The sequence below is a fragment of the Mycobacterium sp. 48b genome, from assembly GCF_048282725.1.
GTDB lineage: Bacteria > Actinomycetota > Actinomycetes > Mycobacteriales > Mycobacteriaceae > Mycobacterium.
The window spans coordinates 293,324-307,974 of sequence record NZ_JBLVUL010000001.1 but is presented as its reverse complement, the minus strand read 5'-3'; the positions used below and the strand labels follow the sequence as shown (position 1 = coordinate 307,974).

Here is a 14,651-nt window from a genome sequence, read left to right as displayed (position 1 = left end):
CGCCCCGATCCCGGCGTAACCTGGAAAGCGATGGATGGGTGCGGTAGGACCCAAACGCCTTGCCGTGTAACGGAAAGGACAAGAAAATGAGTACAGTCCATTCATCGATCGACCTACACCCGGACATCATGGCCCTACGGGCGGGCTATGACCGTGTCGCAGAGTCGATGGCCGCGCAGGTCACCTTCGGCCTGACGTTGCTGACGGCGATGTACGTCGCGCTGTCTCCCTGGATCGTCGGCTTCGACGCCTTCAACAGGCTGACGGTCAACGATCTGATCGTCGGAGGGGCGATCGCGTTCCTGTCAATGTGTTTCAGCTTCGCGCTGGACCGCGCGCACGGCATGACCTGGACACTGCCGATCTTCGGTGTGTGGCTGATCGTCTCGCCGTGGGTGTTCATCAGCGGACCGACCGCAGGCATGATCTGGTCGCACGTGATCAGCGGTGCGCTCGTGATGGTGCTGGGCTTCAACGCGATGTACTTCGGGATGCGAGTGCGCAATTCTGAAGCGCGGCACGCCTGACCGGCAAACGGGCCGGTAGGCGCAGCTGGTAGGCCAGCCGGACCCCGGCTGGGAGGGGATTCTGCGCGCCGCGCCCTCCCCCGTGTCGAGCGATGCACCAATTTGTGCCCCGGTGCCGGATTTGCGCCATATCCTGGGCAATCGCAGGACTTCCATGACGGCGATGGCGGGTACGAACTGCTGAGATGAAGCTGGCGGGGCGGGAAGAAGAACTGGCGACGATCCGTCGCTCCCTTGGTGGGCCGGGAACCCATCACGGTGTGGTCATCGTCGGCAATGCCGGCGTCGGCAAGACCCGGCTGGCTCGGGAGGCCCTCGGCCATGCCGCGGCGTCCGGGCACCGGACCAGTTGGTTCGTCGGCACCGAATCCGCGCGGGAGATCCCGCTGGGGGCGTTCACCGGATCGATCAGCCAGAGCATGTGCGACCCGCTGCCCGACGTGCGGCGCGTGATCGATTCCTTCGTCGCCCAACAGCGCATGGGCAAGGTCGTCATCGGCATCGACGACGCCCACCTGCTCGACCCGCTGTCCGCCCATGTCGTACACCAGCTCGCACAGACGCAAGGGGTGCGTCTGGTCGTCACCGCGCGTTCCGGCGGCCCGGAACCCGACGCGGTGACCGCCCTGTGGAAGGACAGCCTGCTCGACCGCATCGACCTCGAACCGCTGTCCGCCCACGCGGCCACCACCCTGATCGAATCCGCGGTCGGCGGCCCGGTCGACAGCCGCAGCACCCGCCGGTTCTGGAGGCTCACCGGAGGCAATGCGCTCTACCTGCTGCAGCTGGTCAAGGACCAGATCGCCGCCGGGCGGATGCACCAATCCGCCGGGGTGTGGATGTGGGACGGCGATGTGGCCGTATCGCAGAGCATCACCGACATGGTCGGCCGCCGTCTCGGTGAGCTCGAACCCGGGATGGCGCTGGTACTCGATACGTTGTCGCAGTGCGAGCCGCTGAGCGTCGACGTCCTTATTGACCTGGTCGACCAGGACGACCTCGAGGCCGCCGAGCAGATGCATCTGGCCAGGGTCGATCGGGCCGGGCGTGGCCTGGTGGCGACCCTCGCCCACCCGCTGTACGGCGAATTGCGGAGGGCCACAGCCGGTGAGATGCACCTGTCGAAGATCCGCGGCAAGCTCGCGACCCGGCTGGCGTCGGAGCCCGACGGGGATATGCGCGCGACGGTGCGCCGGGCGCTGCTCGCGCTGCACTCGGACCTGCCACCTGATCCGCAGCTGTATCTGACGGCAGCCCGTTGCGCCGCGGTGCTGCTCGACCCCGATGCCGCCAACCGATTCGCCGCTGCCGCAGGTGAATGCGGCGCACCCGAGGCGGCGCCGATGCGAGCCATGACGCTGCTCCTGTTGAGCCGGGGTGACGAGGCCGAGTCGGTGCTGCGTGACATCAGTGCTGACGGTGCGCCGGACAGCCACCATTGGGCGACGATCCGGGCGGCCAATCTGGCGTGGATGCTCAGCCGGCCGCTCGATGCGCGTGCGATCCTGGAAAAGCTCTCCGGCACAGCAGAATCCGATGGGCAGCGGATGGAACGCCTGGCCATTCAGGCCTGCGTCGATGCGGTACTCGGGCATTGTGCCAGTGCCGAGGAAAATGCCAGGATCGCCCTGGATTCCGCTGGACTGCCGGATTTCCACGCGATGATGGCCTCGATCGCGTTGATGATGGCATTCGGTGCGCTGGGCCACGTCGACGACATCGACACCGTCGCCGAGGAGGCGATCGAACGGGCCAACACCTCGTTCGAATCCTCGCCGATGCGCTTCTGGTTCGGTGCGGTCCATGGCCGCGCCTGCCGGCTGACCGGCCGTTTCGACGACGTCACGGCGATGGCGGCCCGGCTGGACGAGTCGGCCCGTGATGTCCCGGGCCTCGTCTACGCCAACCTCGCTCATCTGCTCGGCCACGCCGAACTGGTCCGGGCCGATTTGCCTGCCGCCGTCAAACACCTGCATGAGGCGTACGCGGGCGCCGAAACACATGAGATAACAACGGGTTTGCGTATCGCCAGCTGTTTTGCCCTGGCCGAGGCGTACGCCAAACTCGGCCGGACCGCCGCGGCAACCACAGCGCTGGCCGGGGTCGGACAGCTGATGCCCGACGACTACGTGTTCGCGCGCACCGCGATGTCGGTGGCCACCGGGTGGACGCTGGCGGCCGGTGGTGCGCTCACCGATGCCATCGACGTGGTGCGCGAAGCGGGCCGGGACGCGGCGAAATGCGGCCAGCCGACGCACGAACTGCTGTGCCTGCAGGCGGCCGCCCAGTGGGGCGACACGGCCGGCGCGGCGCGCGCACGGGAACTCGCGGACACCCTGAAACTGCCGCTGGCTGAAACGGTTGCCCGCCACATCGAGGCATTGGCGGCCGATGACGGCGCCGGATTGCTGGCTGCCGCAGAGGGTTACCGCGCCCTCGGCGACCGGGCCACCGCCACCGACGCCCTGGCTCAGGCCGCGGTCGCGTTCGGCCGCCATGGTCAGGGCAAGCGCAGTGCGTATGCGGCTGCGCTGGCACAGGCGAGCGCCGGCGAATGCGGCGGGCTGTGCACCCCGGCGCTGCGTAACCCTTCCGGTCAGCCGCTGACCGGAAGGCAGCGCGAGATAGTCGAACTCGTCGTCGCGGGCTTGTCCAACAAGCAGATCGCCGAGCGCCTGGTGATGTCGGTGCGCAGCGTGGAAGGCCACCTCTACCGGGCCTGTCAGCGGGTGGGCGCCAGTTCTCGCGAGCAGCTCGCCGCGATCATCCGTGGTGGTCCGAAGGGGCTGTGACGGCGCCTCGGAGCATGTCGGCCGCCTCGGTCTGGTAGGCGTGCTCGGCCCAATCGAGTGGGGTCGAGCCGAATCTCCGGTCGGTGACGGTCGGGTCGGCACCGGCGTCGAGCAGACGGCGGATCAGCTCGAGGTCACCGGCCCAGGCGGCCTGATGCAGTGCCGTGGCGCCTTCGTCGTCCAGGGTGTTGGGGTCCTCGGGGAACACCGGAGCGATCACATCGACACCGGCGACGTCGATGCCGTGCCGGGCGAGCAGGTCGAGCCGGTCGGTAAAGCCGTGCCCGGCAGCCCAGTCGATCTGGCGCTCCCACATCTCGTCGCGGGATTCCATGGCCTCGCCGAGTCGCGACTCCCACGGGCTGGGACCGGCGTCGGTGAGCCCGTGCGCGAACAGCAGTTCCAGGTGTGAATCGTCGGCGCGGAACATCCGGTTGTAGAGCGTCTGCTGGTCGGCTGGGTGCGCGCCTCTCGTCAACAGCAACGTGGCCAGCTCGGCTGCGAACGGATGACGGGGCTGACGACGCGGTCCCTGCTCGCCCTCTCCGAATACACCCGTGAGCACCGTGAAGGGCGTCGACAATCCGCACCACAGGTAGCCGGCGTTCGGGTCTGCGCCGGCGTCGAGCAGCAGCGTCGCAGCCGCCAGGAACTCGTCAGCGGTGCGGCGGCCCAACGGAACTCGCGAATAGCACAGATACATCAGCGGAACCCAGCCGAACGGGCCGCCACCGGAGTCCGCCAGTGCGGGCCGGCCGGTCAGATGACGGGTAAGCGCCGCAGGGTCGGCGGCCGACGCAGCCGCCCAGATGTGCTGGTCGACCACGCCGGGTTCGGCGGTGAGCATGGCCGCGGCGGTGTTCCAGCGTGGTGGTGCATCGGTTTCGTTGTAGCGCAACGATGCCCGCGAGCAGAACCGGTCCGCGGAGTCCAGGGCTTCCTCGTCGAGCGCGCCGGGGTCGACGCTGAGGTCGGCCGCATCGCGGAGGTAGTGCACGAGCTTGGGCCAGCTGCTGAAACCATAGTCACGGGCGACGGTGAACTCGGCTTCGTGCAGCGGGATCCGATCCGCGCGCTGCCGCGTGCGGGCTTCGGCGCGGAGGTGGTCGATCGAGGGGTTGCTCGGCAGACGACTGGCCATTATCAGGTGAACTGTGCACGATTTTCCGCGGTCAGCGCGGAAAATCGTGCACGAATCCCGTCTAGTTGCAGACAGCGCCGACGGCGGCGGACTGGACCAGCTTGGTGTACTTGGCCAGCACACCGGTCTTGTAGCGCGGGGGCAGCGGTTCGAAACCGGCCTTGCGGGCCTCGAACTCGGCCTCGTCGACGAGGACGTCCAACGTTCCGTTCGCCACATCGAGGCGGATCCGGTCACCGTCCTCGACGAACGCGATCGGCCCGCCGTCCACGGCCTCGGGCGCGATGTGCCCGACGCACAGACCCGTCGTCCCGCCGGAGAAGCGGCCGTCCGTCATCAGCAGGACGTCCTTGCCCAGCCCGGCTCCCTTGATGGCACCGGTGATGGCCAGCATCTCGCGCATACCCGGGCCACCCTTCGGGCCCTCGTACCGGATCACCACGACGTCGCCGTGGGTGATGGTGCCGTCCTCCAGCGCGTCCAGGGCGGCCCGCTCGCGCTCGAAAACCCTTGCCGTGCCCTCGAACACGTCGGACTCGAAACCTGCGGACTTCACCACCGCACCCTCGGGGGCCAGCGATCCGTGCAGGATCGTGATGCCGCCGGTCGGATGGATCGGGTTGTTCATCGCCCGCAGCACCTTGCCGTCGGGGTCCGGCGGCGCGATGTGCGCGAGGTTCTCGGCCATGGTCTTACCGGTGACGGTCAGACAATCGCCGTGCAGCAGACCGGCATCCAGCAGTGCACGCATCACCACCGGAACGCCACCGATCTCGTCGACGTCCTTCATCACGTGGCGGCCGAACGGCTTGACGTCGGCAAGGTGCGGGACCTTGGCCCCGATGCGGGTGAAGTCGGCCAGGGTCAGCTCGACCTCGGCCTCGCGGGCGATCGCCAGCAGGTGCAGCACGGCGTTGGTGGACCCGCCGAAGGCCATCACGACGGCGATGGCGTTCTCGAAGGCTTCCTTGGTCAGGATGTCGCGTGCGGTGATGCCGCGGCGCAACATCTCCACGACGGCCTCGCCCGACTTGCGGGCGTACTCGCCGCGTCGCTTGTCCACGGCCACCGGAGATGCGCTGCCCGGCAACGACATACCGAGAGCCTCGGCTGCCGACGCCATGGTGTTGGCGGTGTACATGCCGCCACAGGCACCCTCGCCCGGACAGATCGCGCGCTCGATGATGTCGACGTCCTCCCGCGACATCAGCCCGCGCACGCACGCGCCGACGGCCTCGAAGGCGTCGATGATGGTGACTTCCTTCTCGGTGCCGTCGGTGAGCTTGGCGACACCCGGCATGATCGAGCCGTTGTAGAAGAACACCGAGGCCAGGTCGAGGCGGGCCGCGGCCATCAGCATGCCGGGGATCGACTTGTCGCAGCCGGCCAGCAGCACCGAGCCGTCGAGGCGCTCGGCCTGCATCACGGTCTCGACGCTGTCGGCGATCACCTCACGGGAGACCAGCGAGAAGTGCATTCCCTCATGCCCCATCGAGATGCCGTCGGACACCGAGATGGTGCCGAACTCCAGGGGGTAGCCCCCGGCCTCGTGCACACCGTCCTTGACGTCCTGGGCGAGCCGCTGCAGCGACATGTTGCACGGCGTGATCTCGTTCCACGAGGACCCGACGCCGATCTGCGGCTTGACCCAGTCGTCGTCGCCCATCCCTACCGCGCGGAGCATTCCGCGGGCAGCGGCCTTCTCCAGGCCGTCGGTGACGTCGCGGCTGCGGGGCTTGATATCGGGCTGGTCAGAAGACATGCAGGTAAGTATGCCCCTCGGTTAGTTAGCCGCCCAAATTCTTTCCGATACCCAAGGGGGGTATGAACGGGTAGGCGGGGAAGCCCGCCGTGCAGGTCAGCCGGTCCACTCCGTGGACTTGATGGTGAGGTCGAGCCCGCTCAGGAACCCCACGACGGTGCACACGATCGACAGCACGGGCCACACCCACAGCCAGCGGCGGGTGAAGAACACCATGACGATGCTGCCCACGAGCCCGGCGGCCAGCCCGCCGCCGATCCAGCCGAACGTTGTCGGATACACCCGGTCGTCATACGGAGTGGGGCCACAGGTCGCGTGGCAGGTGTCGGTCGACATCCCGAAGAACAACGACAGCCACGCGGCCGCGGCCGCACCGAGCACCGCCGCGATCCACAGCCCGATCGTGAGGACGATGCTGATCACCGTGACGGCGGTGCCGAGCCCGGAGGGGGCATCCGCGTTCGCCGGCCGGGGTGGCGGTGGAACGGGCCAGCCATGCGGGGGATGAGCCGGTGGCTCACCGTACGGGCCAGGCCAGGGAGGCTGTGACATCGCGTCGAGCGTATCGGCCCGCGCATCGCCTCGGCTGCACCATTTCGGCCCGGCCAAAATAGTCATGCATACCCCGGTGGGGTACTCGTATACTGGAGCCATGGACGTGGCTGACAACTCGGGTGCACATGGCTACTCGGCGCAGAAGGAGAACTACGCCAAACGGCTGCGTCGAATCGAAGGCCAGGTCCGGGGCATCGCCAAGATGATCGACGAGGACAAGTACTGCATCGACGTCCTCACCCAGATCAGCGCCGTCAACAGCGCGCTGCAGTCCGTGGCACTCGGCCTGCTCGACGAGCACCTGGGGCATTGCGTGACGCAGGCCGTCTCCGAAGGCGGGGATCAGGCCGAGGCCAAGCTTGCCGAGGCATCGGCCGCCATCGCCCGCCTGGTCCGGTCCTAGTCGCTCAGCGCCTGCTCTATCCGTTCGACCTTGGCGGTCAGTTGCCCGGTGTAGCCGGGACGGATGTCGGCCTTCAACACCAGGCTGACTCGTGAGGACACGGCGGCCACAGCGTCGACAGCCTGTTTCACCACGGCCATCACCTCGTCCCATTCACCTTCGATGTTGGTGAACATGGCGTTGGTCTCGTTGGGCAGGCCCGAGGCCCGCACCACCCGCACCGCTTCGGCGACCGCGGCGCCGACGCTCCCGGACTCGTCCCCGCCGGTGGGGCTGATGCTGAAGGCGACAATCACAGAATCGATTGTGCGCTCGCGTTGGTCGCGCGGCGGCGCGCTCCCGGCTAGTGCTTGCTGAACAGCGTCGGGCGCACCGTCAGGATCACCCGGTCGGCAGCATCGGCAGGCACCTCGTTGAGCGACCCGCTGTAGCGGTCGTTGAGCGAAAGGAAGAACGCAGCGGTGGGGTCGGGCACGATCTCGTCCACCACGCCGCGCACCTCCAGGTAGCGGTACGGGTTGTCGGGATCGTGGATCGACATCGCCACCTCGGGATGCGCCGTCACGTTGCGGTACTTCTGGCGCTTGGTGGTGTGGGTGAACCGCAGGTGCGTGCCGTCCCATTCGAACCACATCGGATTCACCTGCACGGTGCCGTCGGGTCTGGTGGTGGCGAGATGGCCGAACAGCGGCCGGGTCAACAGGTCCTCGTAACCATCTGGCACTGCAACCATTGCGCATCCTCTCGGGTCGGCTACCACGCACGGCAACGTTATGGCGCTACCGTGGCATTCCAGCATGGCCTTCAGCGTCACCGGCGAATCGCTCCCGGCCCACACCAGCCCGTGGACACCGCGTGTTGCCACGCAACTCGCCGTGCTCGCGGCGGCGGCGTTCGTCTACGTCACCGCCGAGATGCTCCCGGTCGGTGCGCTTCCGGCCATCGCCACGGATCTTCAGGTGAGCGAGGGCCTGGTCGCCACTCTGATGGCCAGCTACGCCCTGGTCGCGGCGCTCACCACCGTCGGACTGGTCCGGTTGACGGCCCGCTGGCCTCGTCGCCGGACCCTGGTGGCGACCCTGGTGTGCCTGACGGTCTCCCAGGTGATCTCCGCACTCGCGCCGAACTTCGCGGTGCTGGCCGGCGGCCGGGTGCTGTGCGCCCTGGCCCACGGGCTGATGTGGTCGGTGATCGCACCGATCGGGGCCCGACTGGTCCCGGCCAGCCACGCAGGCAGGGCCACCGCCGCGGTTTATGTGGGCACGGGCCTGGCCCTGGTGGTGGGCAATCCGCTCGCCGCGGCACTGAGCGAGATGTGGGGCTGGCGGCCTGCCGTGGCGGTCATCGCCGTGGCCGCGGCGATGGTGGCCCTGGCCGCGTGGACGATGCTGCCGCCGCTGGTGCCCGCGTCCGGTGCTGCCCGGGATCCGGGGGCGCCGCGCGGGCACCGGCGCAACCGCCGACTGCTGTCGCTGTCGGTGCTCACCCTGATCGGTGTCACCGGACACTTCATCGCCTACACCTTCATCGTGGTGATCATCCGGGACGTGGTCGGGATACACGGCCCGCACCTGGCTTGGCTGCTGGCCGCGTACGGCGTTGCCGGTCTGGCCGGGATGGCCGCCATGGGCCGTCCGCTGGACCTGTGGCCGAAGGCCTCGGTGCTCGGGTGCCTGGCCGCACTGGCAGTGGCGCTGCTGGTCCTGTCGGTGCTGGCAGTCGAATCGTGGTCCGGACGGGCTGCGGTGGCGCTCGGCGCGGTCGCGGTGGTGGTCTGGGGCGCGGCGTCCACGGCGTTGCCGCCGATGTTGCAGGCCTCGGCGATGCGAACCGCGCCGGAAGACCCCGACGGCGCCTCCGGCCGGTACGTCGCGGCCTTCCAGGTCGGCATCATGGGCGGTGCGCTGATCGGCGGCGGCATCTATGACCACGGCGGTGCCGCCCCGACCCTCGGCACCGCCGCGGCACTGATCATCGTCGTGATGAGCGGCGTCGCGCTGTCCCGCGGCGTATTCACGGTTTCCTGCGCTACCACCGAGAAGTAACGCGAGCACGCTCACAGTCGATAAACACCGCAGTTCAGCGCCGTGGAATCGGTCGCTGTCGGGGAAATACGGCGTCTCGCGGCAGTAGCTGGTCATTGCGTTGTGCGACACTGGAGCGAGTTGTGCTGTCTGGAGGTTACTCATGCCGAAATCGGCAAAACGTGCACTGATCACCGCATTCATGGCCGCCGGAGTGGTCGGCGGCATGGTGCTCAGCCCATCCGCCTACGCAGACCCCGAGGTGCCGCCGGCACCCGTCGACCCGGTGGTCCCGGGCCCCCCGCCGGGCGCGTACATCCCCCCACTGCCGGCCGACCCCGCGGCTCCGGCCCCGGCCGCCGCCCCCGGCGTTCCTTCGACACCCGCACCGATCATCAACTACGGCTCGCCGACGATCCCGTTCGAGAGCACCCCGCCCGGGCAGAACTCCGAGCCGTTCACCGGTGAGGCCCCGTTCCTGCCGCCGTCGTTCAACCCGGTCAACGGGTCGATGGTGGGTGTGGCCAAGCCCATCTACATCAACTTCCAGCGGCCGATCGCCAACCGGCAGATGGCCCAGGACGCCATCCGGATCACCTCGAACCCGCCCGTGGCAGGCCGCTTCTACTGGGTCACCGACACGCAGCTGCGCTGGCGCCCGCAGGACTTCTGGCCGTCCAACACCGTGGTGAACATCGACGCGGCCGGCACCAAGTCCAGCTTCCGGGTGGGTGACTACCTTGTGGCCACGGTCGACGACAAGGCTCACCAGATGGAGATCATGCGCAACGGGAAGCTGGAGAAGACCTTCCCGGTGTCGATGGGCAAGCCCGACGGCAAGCATGAGACCAAGAACGGCACCTACTACGTGCTGGAGAAGTTCCCCGACATCGTCATGGATTCCTCCACCTACGGCGTGCCGGTGGACTCCAAGGAGGGCTACAAGCTCAAGGTGAAGGACGCCGTCCGCATCGACAACAGCGGCGTGTTCGTGCACAGCGCGCCGTGGTCGGTCGCCCAGCAGGGCCGGAGCAACGTCAGCCACGGTTGCATCAACCTCAGCGCCGAGAACGCCAAGTGGTTCTACGACAACTTCGGCAGCGGCGACCCGGTGGTCATCAAGAACACCGGTGGCGGCTGGTACAACACGCCTGACGGAGCGTCCGACTGGCAGATGTTCTAGGCGAACGTCGATACAACAAAACCCCTGCCCAGAGGCAGGGGTTTTGTTGTATGCGGGCTAGTTCCAGATGCGCACGCGCTGAGCCGGTTCCAGGTACAGCTCGTCGGAGTCGGCCACCTCGAACGCCTCGTAAAAGGAGTCGATGTTGCGGATGACGCCGTTGCAGCGGAACTCCGGCGGCGAGTGGGGATCCACCGCCAGGCGCCGGATCGCCTCCGCGTCACGGGATTTGGTCCGCCACACCTGTGCCCAGCCGAAGTAGACGCGCTGCACGCCGGTGAGTCCGTCGATCACCGGCGCCTCCTGGCCCTTCAACGACAGCTGATAGGCCAGCAGCGCGATGGACAGCCCGCCGAGGTCGCCGATGTTCTCCCCGACCGTGAACGCACCGTTGACGTGGTGGGAGCCGTCCAGCCCGCGCGGGCTGAACTGTTCGTACTGATCGATCAAAGCCTTTGTCCGGACCCCGAATTCAGCACGGTCGGCATCGGTCCACCAGTCCACCAGGTTGCCGTCGCCGTCGTACTTGGCGCCCTGGTCGTCGAAACCGTGGCCGATCTCGTGTCCGATCACCGCGCCGATACCACCGTAGTTGGCCGCGTCGTCGGCCTCGGCGTCGAAGAACGGCGGCTGCAGAATTGCTGCGGGAAAGACGATTTCGTTCATCCCGGGGTTGTAGTAGGCGTTGACCGTCTGCGGGGTCATGAACCATTCGTCGCGGTCCACCGGGCTGCCCAGCTTGGCCAGCTCGCGGTCGGAGTTCACCACGTGGCCCCGGCGGTAGTTGCCGTAGAGGTCGTCACGCTCGACCACCAACGCCGAGTAGTCGCGCCAGCGGGCAGGATAACCGATCTTGGGGGTGAACTTGTCGAGCTTCACCAGCGCCTTGGCCCGGGTCTCCGGCGTCATCCAGTCCAGCTCGTCGATGCTGACCCGGTAGGCCTCACGCAGGTTGGCCACCAACTCGTCCATCCGGGCCTTGGCCTCGGGCGGGAAGTACTGCTGGACGTAGAGCTTGCCCAGCGCGTCACCCATCAGGCCCTCCACCAGGGAGACGCCGCGCTTCCACCGGTCGCGGTTCTGCTCGGTGCCGCTCAAGGTGCGGCCGTAGAAGTCGAAGTTCTCGGCCACCAGCTCGTCGGTCAGCAGCCCGGCGCGCGAATGGATGACGCGCCAGCGGGTCCAGGCCTTCCAGTCCTCCAGGTCCTCGCTCGCCCACAGTGCGGCGAACGCCGTCACGAAGTCGGGCTGGCGCAGCACCAGCTCGGAGACCTTCTCGGGGGTGGTGCCCAGAGCTCCGAGCCAGCCGGTCCAGTCGAATCCCGGGGCGTCGCCGGACAGGTCGGCGAACGTGCGCAGGTTGTAGGTCAGGTCGGCGTCGCGGCGCTTGACCACATCCCAGTGCGCGGCGGCCAGCTTGGATTCCAGCGCCACGATCCGGGCCGCCGTCTCACTCTGATCGCCGCCATAGACGAGGGCGAACATCCGGGCGATGTGCCCCGGGTAGGCGGCCAGGATCTCGGCGTGCTGCTCGTCGCGGTAATAGGACTCGTCGGGCAGCCCGAGGCCGGACTGACTCATGTGCAGCAGGTAGCGCGTCGAATCCTTGGAGTCGGTGTCGACGTACACACCTGCCCCGCCGGACACCCCGGTGCGCTCCAGACCGCCCAGCACCGAGGCCAGCGCGTCGCTGTCGGCAGCGCCGTCGACGAGGGCGAGCTCGGCCAGCAGCGGCGCCAGGCCGCGCGTGGCGATGGTCTGCTCGTCCATGAAGCTGGCGTACAGATCGCCGATGCGCTGCTCGTCGGAAGGCGACGAGGACCCGGAAGCTGCAGCCTTTTCACTGGCCTGGGTGATCAGATCGCGGATCTGCTCCTCGGCACGGTCGTGCAGCAGCCGGAAGGCGCCGTCGGTGGCGCGGTCGGCGGGAATCTCGTAGTCGGTCAACCAACGGCCATTGACATGGCCGAAGAGGTCGTCTTGCGGGCGGGCCTGCGGGTCGACATGGCTCAGGTCGATACCCGACTTGATCGCTTCTACCGTCACCCCGACATTCTTCCAGAAGGCCGCGGGTGCGCTGGGTGGGTTTCGCTGCCGGTACCCTCACGGCCATGCCCGAGGCGCCGAGCAAGGACAGCAAGGACAGCACCGACGATCACTCCGGCGGTGCCCTGACCGGCTTCGGTTTCGCATCGGCGGTCGCGGGCCTGATCGCCGTGGTCGCGGTGGTCCTGGCGGTCATGGTGTGGACCGGACACCGCAGCGAGGCCGACGAGCGCGCGTACCAGACAAAGGTGCTGCGGACCGCCGCCGATTGGACCAATGTCCTGATCAACATCAACAAGGACTCGGTCGAGGCTGGTATGCAGCAGCTGCGCGAGGGGACCGTGGGCCAGCTCAATTCCGACTTCGACGCCGCCGTGCAGCCCTACCGCGACCTCGTGCAGCGGCTGCAGGCACGCACCACCGGCCAGATCGACTCGGTGGCCATCGAATCGCTCTACCACCCGCCGCCGGGCCCGGACGGTCGTCCGGTGCCCGCACCCAAGACCGAACTGGCCGGCATGGTGTCGCGCACCGACACTGTGCTGGTGGTCGCGACCTCGGTCAGCGAGAACGCGGGCTCCGACAAGCCGCAGACCGTGCGCTGGACCCTGCGGCTGGATGTCTCCGACGTCGACGGAAACCTGATGGTCTCGCGGTTGGAGCCGATCCGATGAGGAACCGGTTGCGCGTCCTGGCCTTCGACATCGCGGCCCCGCTGGCTGCGATCGCGGCGCTGCTGTACATCGGCCTGGCGCTGTCCTGGCCGTTGTGGTGGGTCTCGCTGTGCTCGGTGCTGTGCCTGCTGATCGTGCAGGGCGTCATCGTCAACATCGTGCTGGCCCGTCGCGACGGCGTGACGCTGGGCACCGACGACGATGCGCCCGGCCTGCGGCTCGCGGTCGCGGGCGTGGCCGCGGCCGCCCTGGTGGCCGCGGTGACGGTGGGGTACCTGCGCTGGACCGTGCCCGACCGCACCTTCAACAACGACCGTGACGAGGTGGTGCGGATCGCCAGCAGCGTCTCGGAGGCCACCGCCACCTTCAGCCCGCAGAGCCCGACCTCATCGATCGACCGTGCCACCGCGATGATGTCGCCGAAGCAGGCCGAGCAGTTCAAGAACGAATTCGCCAACGTGGCAAAGGAATTGGCCAGCAAGAACGTGTCGGCCACCGCCGCCACCATCTCGGCCGGGGTGGAGGCACTGGGTCCGCAGGTGGCCAGTGTGGCCGTGGTGATGCGGGGCACTCAGAGCGCGCCGGGCAAACCGACGGACAACGCGGTGATGGCCCTGCGGGTCGCCCTCAGCAAGAGCGACGGCCGATGGCTGGTCGACAACGTCACCCCGCTGCACTCGCGCTAGGCGGCGCCGCGAGGCGAAGCGGGAGTACTCGACTCTCGGTCAGAGATCCTGGGTGATCAAGGAATCCGGGCTATTTCGCGGAGCGCTGCGCGGAGAGCTTGGCGAACCGGTCCGCGAGCCGTTGCATGCGCAGCAGCAGTGAGGCCGGGGGACTGGTCGTGCCCTCCAGATAGTCCGCGAAGGACTCGTTGGACACCCCGCAGCGCGAAGCGAACTCGGGCGCCTGCAGTTCCGAACGGCGCAGCATGGCCTGGATCTGGCGAGCCACCTCGGCGCGTTCGGTGGACTCCAGGTGCTCACGGGTACGCACCAAGACCTCCGACAGCGCCTTGGACACCCCGTAGGGGCGCGCGGTCTGCAGCACTTCCTCGACCTGGCGGGCCGTGCGGCCGTAGGGATCACGCTTGATCGCGGCGACGATGCGCTGCCAGACCGCCATGTCGTCGGTCTCCAGTGCCGCGCGGATGGCCGCGGTCGGCCAGTACTCGACCGGCCGATCGTCGAATGCAGGTTGACGCTGCGGCGGCGCGGCCTTCGCCGGACGTGACTGTCGCGGCTGTGCCGGCTGCTGCGAGCGCTGTACCGGTGTGCGTGGTGTTTGCGTGCCCTGCCCCTGTGTGCGCTGTGCCTTGGTGTCCTGCCCCGGAGCGCGTTGCTCCTGTTTCCGTTGTACCTGGGCGGGCGCATTCTGGGGGCGTTGTGCGGAACTGCGTTCCGAGGAAGTGCGCGGCGTCGTCGTCCGCGGGGTTGCGGCACGCGGTGTGGCCGTCGTCCGCTGGGCCGCCGTGGCGCGCTGGGTCGTGGTGCGCTGGGCCTGGGTGCGTTGCGCCTGGGGCGCTTGGGTGCGCTGACTCGGGG

At 68.1% G+C, this 14,651-nt stretch carries 13 protein-coding genes and 1 pseudogene; 7 read left to right on the top strand and 7 right to left on the bottom strand.

The window, feature by feature from the left end; genetic code table 11:
• Positions 1 to 86 precede the first annotated feature (86 nt).
• Complete coding sequence (locus tag ACNQR1_RS01425) at positions 87 to 527, top strand: SPW repeat protein (protein WP_418043487.1); 441 nt, start codon at positions 87 to 89, stop codon at positions 525 to 527.
• Positions 528 to 712: 185 nt separating this feature from the next.
• Positions 713 to 3,319: a LuxR C-terminal-related transcriptional regulator gene (locus tag ACNQR1_RS01420; protein ID WP_418043485.1), complete on the top strand. Its 2,607-nt coding sequence runs from the start codon at positions 713 to 715 to the stop codon at positions 3,317 to 3,319.
• Here the strand turns inward: ACNQR1_RS01420 and ACNQR1_RS01415 are convergent.
• From ACNQR1_RS01415 to ACNQR1_RS01405, 3 genes are all read right to left on the bottom strand, one after another.
• Positions 3,291 to 4,460: an ankyrin repeat domain-containing protein gene (locus ACNQR1_RS01415; RefSeq protein WP_418043483.1), complete on the bottom strand. Its 1,170-nt coding sequence runs from the start codon at positions 4,458 to 4,460 to the stop codon at positions 3,291 to 3,293. The two genes, ACNQR1_RS01420 and ACNQR1_RS01415, sit on opposite strands and share 29 nt — an antisense overlap.
• A 61-nt stretch (positions 4,461 to 4,521) precedes the next feature.
• On the bottom strand, positions 4,522 to 6,222 hold the full coding sequence (ilvD, locus tag ACNQR1_RS01410) for a dihydroxy-acid dehydratase (protein ID WP_418043481.1): 1,701 nt from the start codon (positions 6,220 to 6,222) through the stop codon (positions 4,522 to 4,524).
• A gap of 96 nt (positions 6,223 to 6,318) precedes the next feature.
• Positions 6,319 to 6,774: a hypothetical protein gene (locus tag ACNQR1_RS01405; protein ID WP_418043479.1), complete on the bottom strand. Its 456-nt coding sequence runs from the start codon at positions 6,772 to 6,774 to the stop codon at positions 6,319 to 6,321.
• 100 nt (positions 6,775 to 6,874) lie between these two features.
• On the opposite strand from ACNQR1_RS01405, the gene ACNQR1_RS01400 reads away from it, so the two are divergent.
• The gene (locus tag ACNQR1_RS01400; protein ID WP_064933699.1) at positions 6,875 to 7,180 is read left to right on the top strand and encodes a metal-sensitive transcriptional regulator; all 306 of its coding nucleotides are present in this window, start codon (positions 6,875 to 6,877) and stop codon (positions 7,178 to 7,180) included.
• Here the strand turns inward: ACNQR1_RS01400 and ACNQR1_RS01395 are convergent.
• Both ACNQR1_RS01395 and ACNQR1_RS01390 read right to left on the bottom strand, forming a co-directional pair.
• Positions 7,177 to 7,476, bottom strand: coding sequence for a thiamine-binding protein (locus tag ACNQR1_RS01395; RefSeq protein WP_418043477.1), 300 nt, complete (start codon positions 7,474 to 7,476; stop codon positions 7,177 to 7,179). The two genes, ACNQR1_RS01400 and ACNQR1_RS01395, sit on opposite strands and share 4 nt — an antisense overlap.
• Before the next feature lie 47 nt (positions 7,477 to 7,523).
• Positions 7,524 to 7,913, bottom strand: a complete 390-nt coding sequence (locus ACNQR1_RS01390; protein WP_418043475.1) for a PPOX class F420-dependent oxidoreductase — start codon at positions 7,911 to 7,913, stop codon at positions 7,524 to 7,526.
• Between the two features lie 64 nt (positions 7,914 to 7,977).
• Here ACNQR1_RS01390 and ACNQR1_RS01385 point away from each other — a divergent pair, with 64 nt between their 5' ends.
• Together ACNQR1_RS01385 and ACNQR1_RS01380 are read left to right on the top strand one after the other, a co-directional pair.
• Positions 7,978 to 9,225: an MFS transporter gene (locus ACNQR1_RS01385; RefSeq protein WP_418043473.1), complete on the top strand. Its 1,248-nt coding sequence runs from the start codon at positions 7,978 to 7,980 to the stop codon at positions 9,223 to 9,225.
• 142 nt (positions 9,226 to 9,367) lie between these two features.
• On the top strand, positions 9,368 to 10,387 hold the full coding sequence (locus ACNQR1_RS01380) for a L,D-transpeptidase (protein WP_418043471.1): 1,020 nt from the start codon (positions 9,368 to 9,370) through the stop codon (positions 10,385 to 10,387).
• A 57-nt stretch (positions 10,388 to 10,444) separates the two neighbouring features.
• Here the strand turns inward: ACNQR1_RS01380 and ACNQR1_RS01375 are convergent, their stop codons facing one another.
• A complete protein-coding gene (locus ACNQR1_RS01375) occupies positions 10,445 to 12,433 on the bottom strand; it encodes a M13 family metallopeptidase (RefSeq protein ID WP_418043469.1) in 1,989 nt (662 codons plus the stop codon).
• Positions 12,434 to 12,498: 65 nt separating this feature from the next.
• Between ACNQR1_RS01375 and ACNQR1_RS01370 the strand changes: the two genes are divergently transcribed.
• Both ACNQR1_RS01370 and ACNQR1_RS01365 read left to right on the top strand, forming a co-directional pair.
• Positions 12,499 to 13,107, top strand: a complete 609-nt coding sequence (locus ACNQR1_RS01370) for a hypothetical protein (RefSeq protein WP_418043467.1) — start codon at positions 12,499 to 12,501, stop codon at positions 13,105 to 13,107.
• The gene (locus tag ACNQR1_RS01365) at positions 13,104 to 13,793 is read left to right on the top strand and encodes a hypothetical protein (protein WP_418043465.1); all 690 of its coding nucleotides are present in this window, start codon (positions 13,104 to 13,106) and stop codon (positions 13,791 to 13,793) included. The genes ACNQR1_RS01370 and ACNQR1_RS01365 overlap by 4 nt, the downstream gene beginning before the upstream one ends.
• Before the next feature lie 70 nt (positions 13,794 to 13,863).
• Here ACNQR1_RS01365 and ACNQR1_RS01360 read toward each other — a convergent pair.
• A pseudogene (locus ACNQR1_RS01360) lies at positions 13,864 to 14,322 on the bottom strand (XRE family transcriptional regulator); the annotation flags it as partial.
• Positions 14,323 to 14,651: the final 329 nt, after the last annotated feature.

Bases quoted from the DNA above. Each gene is read 5' to 3' on its own strand.
- ACNQR1_RS01425 (WP_418043487.1), top strand. From the start codon at position 87: ATGAGTACAGTCCATTCATCGATCGACCTACACCCGGACATCATGGCC.
- ACNQR1_RS01420 (WP_418043485.1), top strand. From the start codon at position 713: ATGAAGCTGGCGGGGCGGGAAGAAGAACTGGCGACGATCCGTCGCTCC.
- ACNQR1_RS01415 (WP_418043483.1), bottom strand. From the start codon at position 4,460: ATGGCCAGTCGTCTGCCGAGCAACCCCTCGATCGACCACCTCCGCGCC.
- ilvD (WP_418043481.1), bottom strand. From the start codon at position 6,222: ATGTCTTCTGACCAGCCCGATATCAAGCCCCGCAGCCGCGACGTCACC.
- ACNQR1_RS01405 (WP_418043479.1), bottom strand. From the start codon at position 6,774: ATGTCACAGCCTCCCTGGCCTGGCCCGTACGGTGAGCCACCGGCTCAT.
- ACNQR1_RS01400 (WP_064933699.1), top strand. From the start codon at position 6,875: ATGGACGTGGCTGACAACTCGGGTGCACATGGCTACTCGGCGCAGAAG.
- ACNQR1_RS01390 (WP_418043475.1), bottom strand. From the start codon at position 7,913: ATGGTTGCAGTGCCAGATGGTTACGAGGACCTGTTGACCCGGCCGCTG.
- ACNQR1_RS01385 (WP_418043473.1), top strand. From the start codon at position 7,978: ATGGCCTTCAGCGTCACCGGCGAATCGCTCCCGGCCCACACCAGCCCG.
- ACNQR1_RS01380 (WP_418043471.1), top strand. From the start codon at position 9,368: ATGCCGAAATCGGCAAAACGTGCACTGATCACCGCATTCATGGCCGCC.
- ACNQR1_RS01370 (WP_418043467.1), top strand. From the start codon at position 12,499: ATGCCCGAGGCGCCGAGCAAGGACAGCAAGGACAGCACCGACGATCAC.
- ACNQR1_RS01365 (WP_418043465.1), top strand. From the start codon at position 13,104: ATGAGGAACCGGTTGCGCGTCCTGGCCTTCGACATCGCGGCCCCGCTG.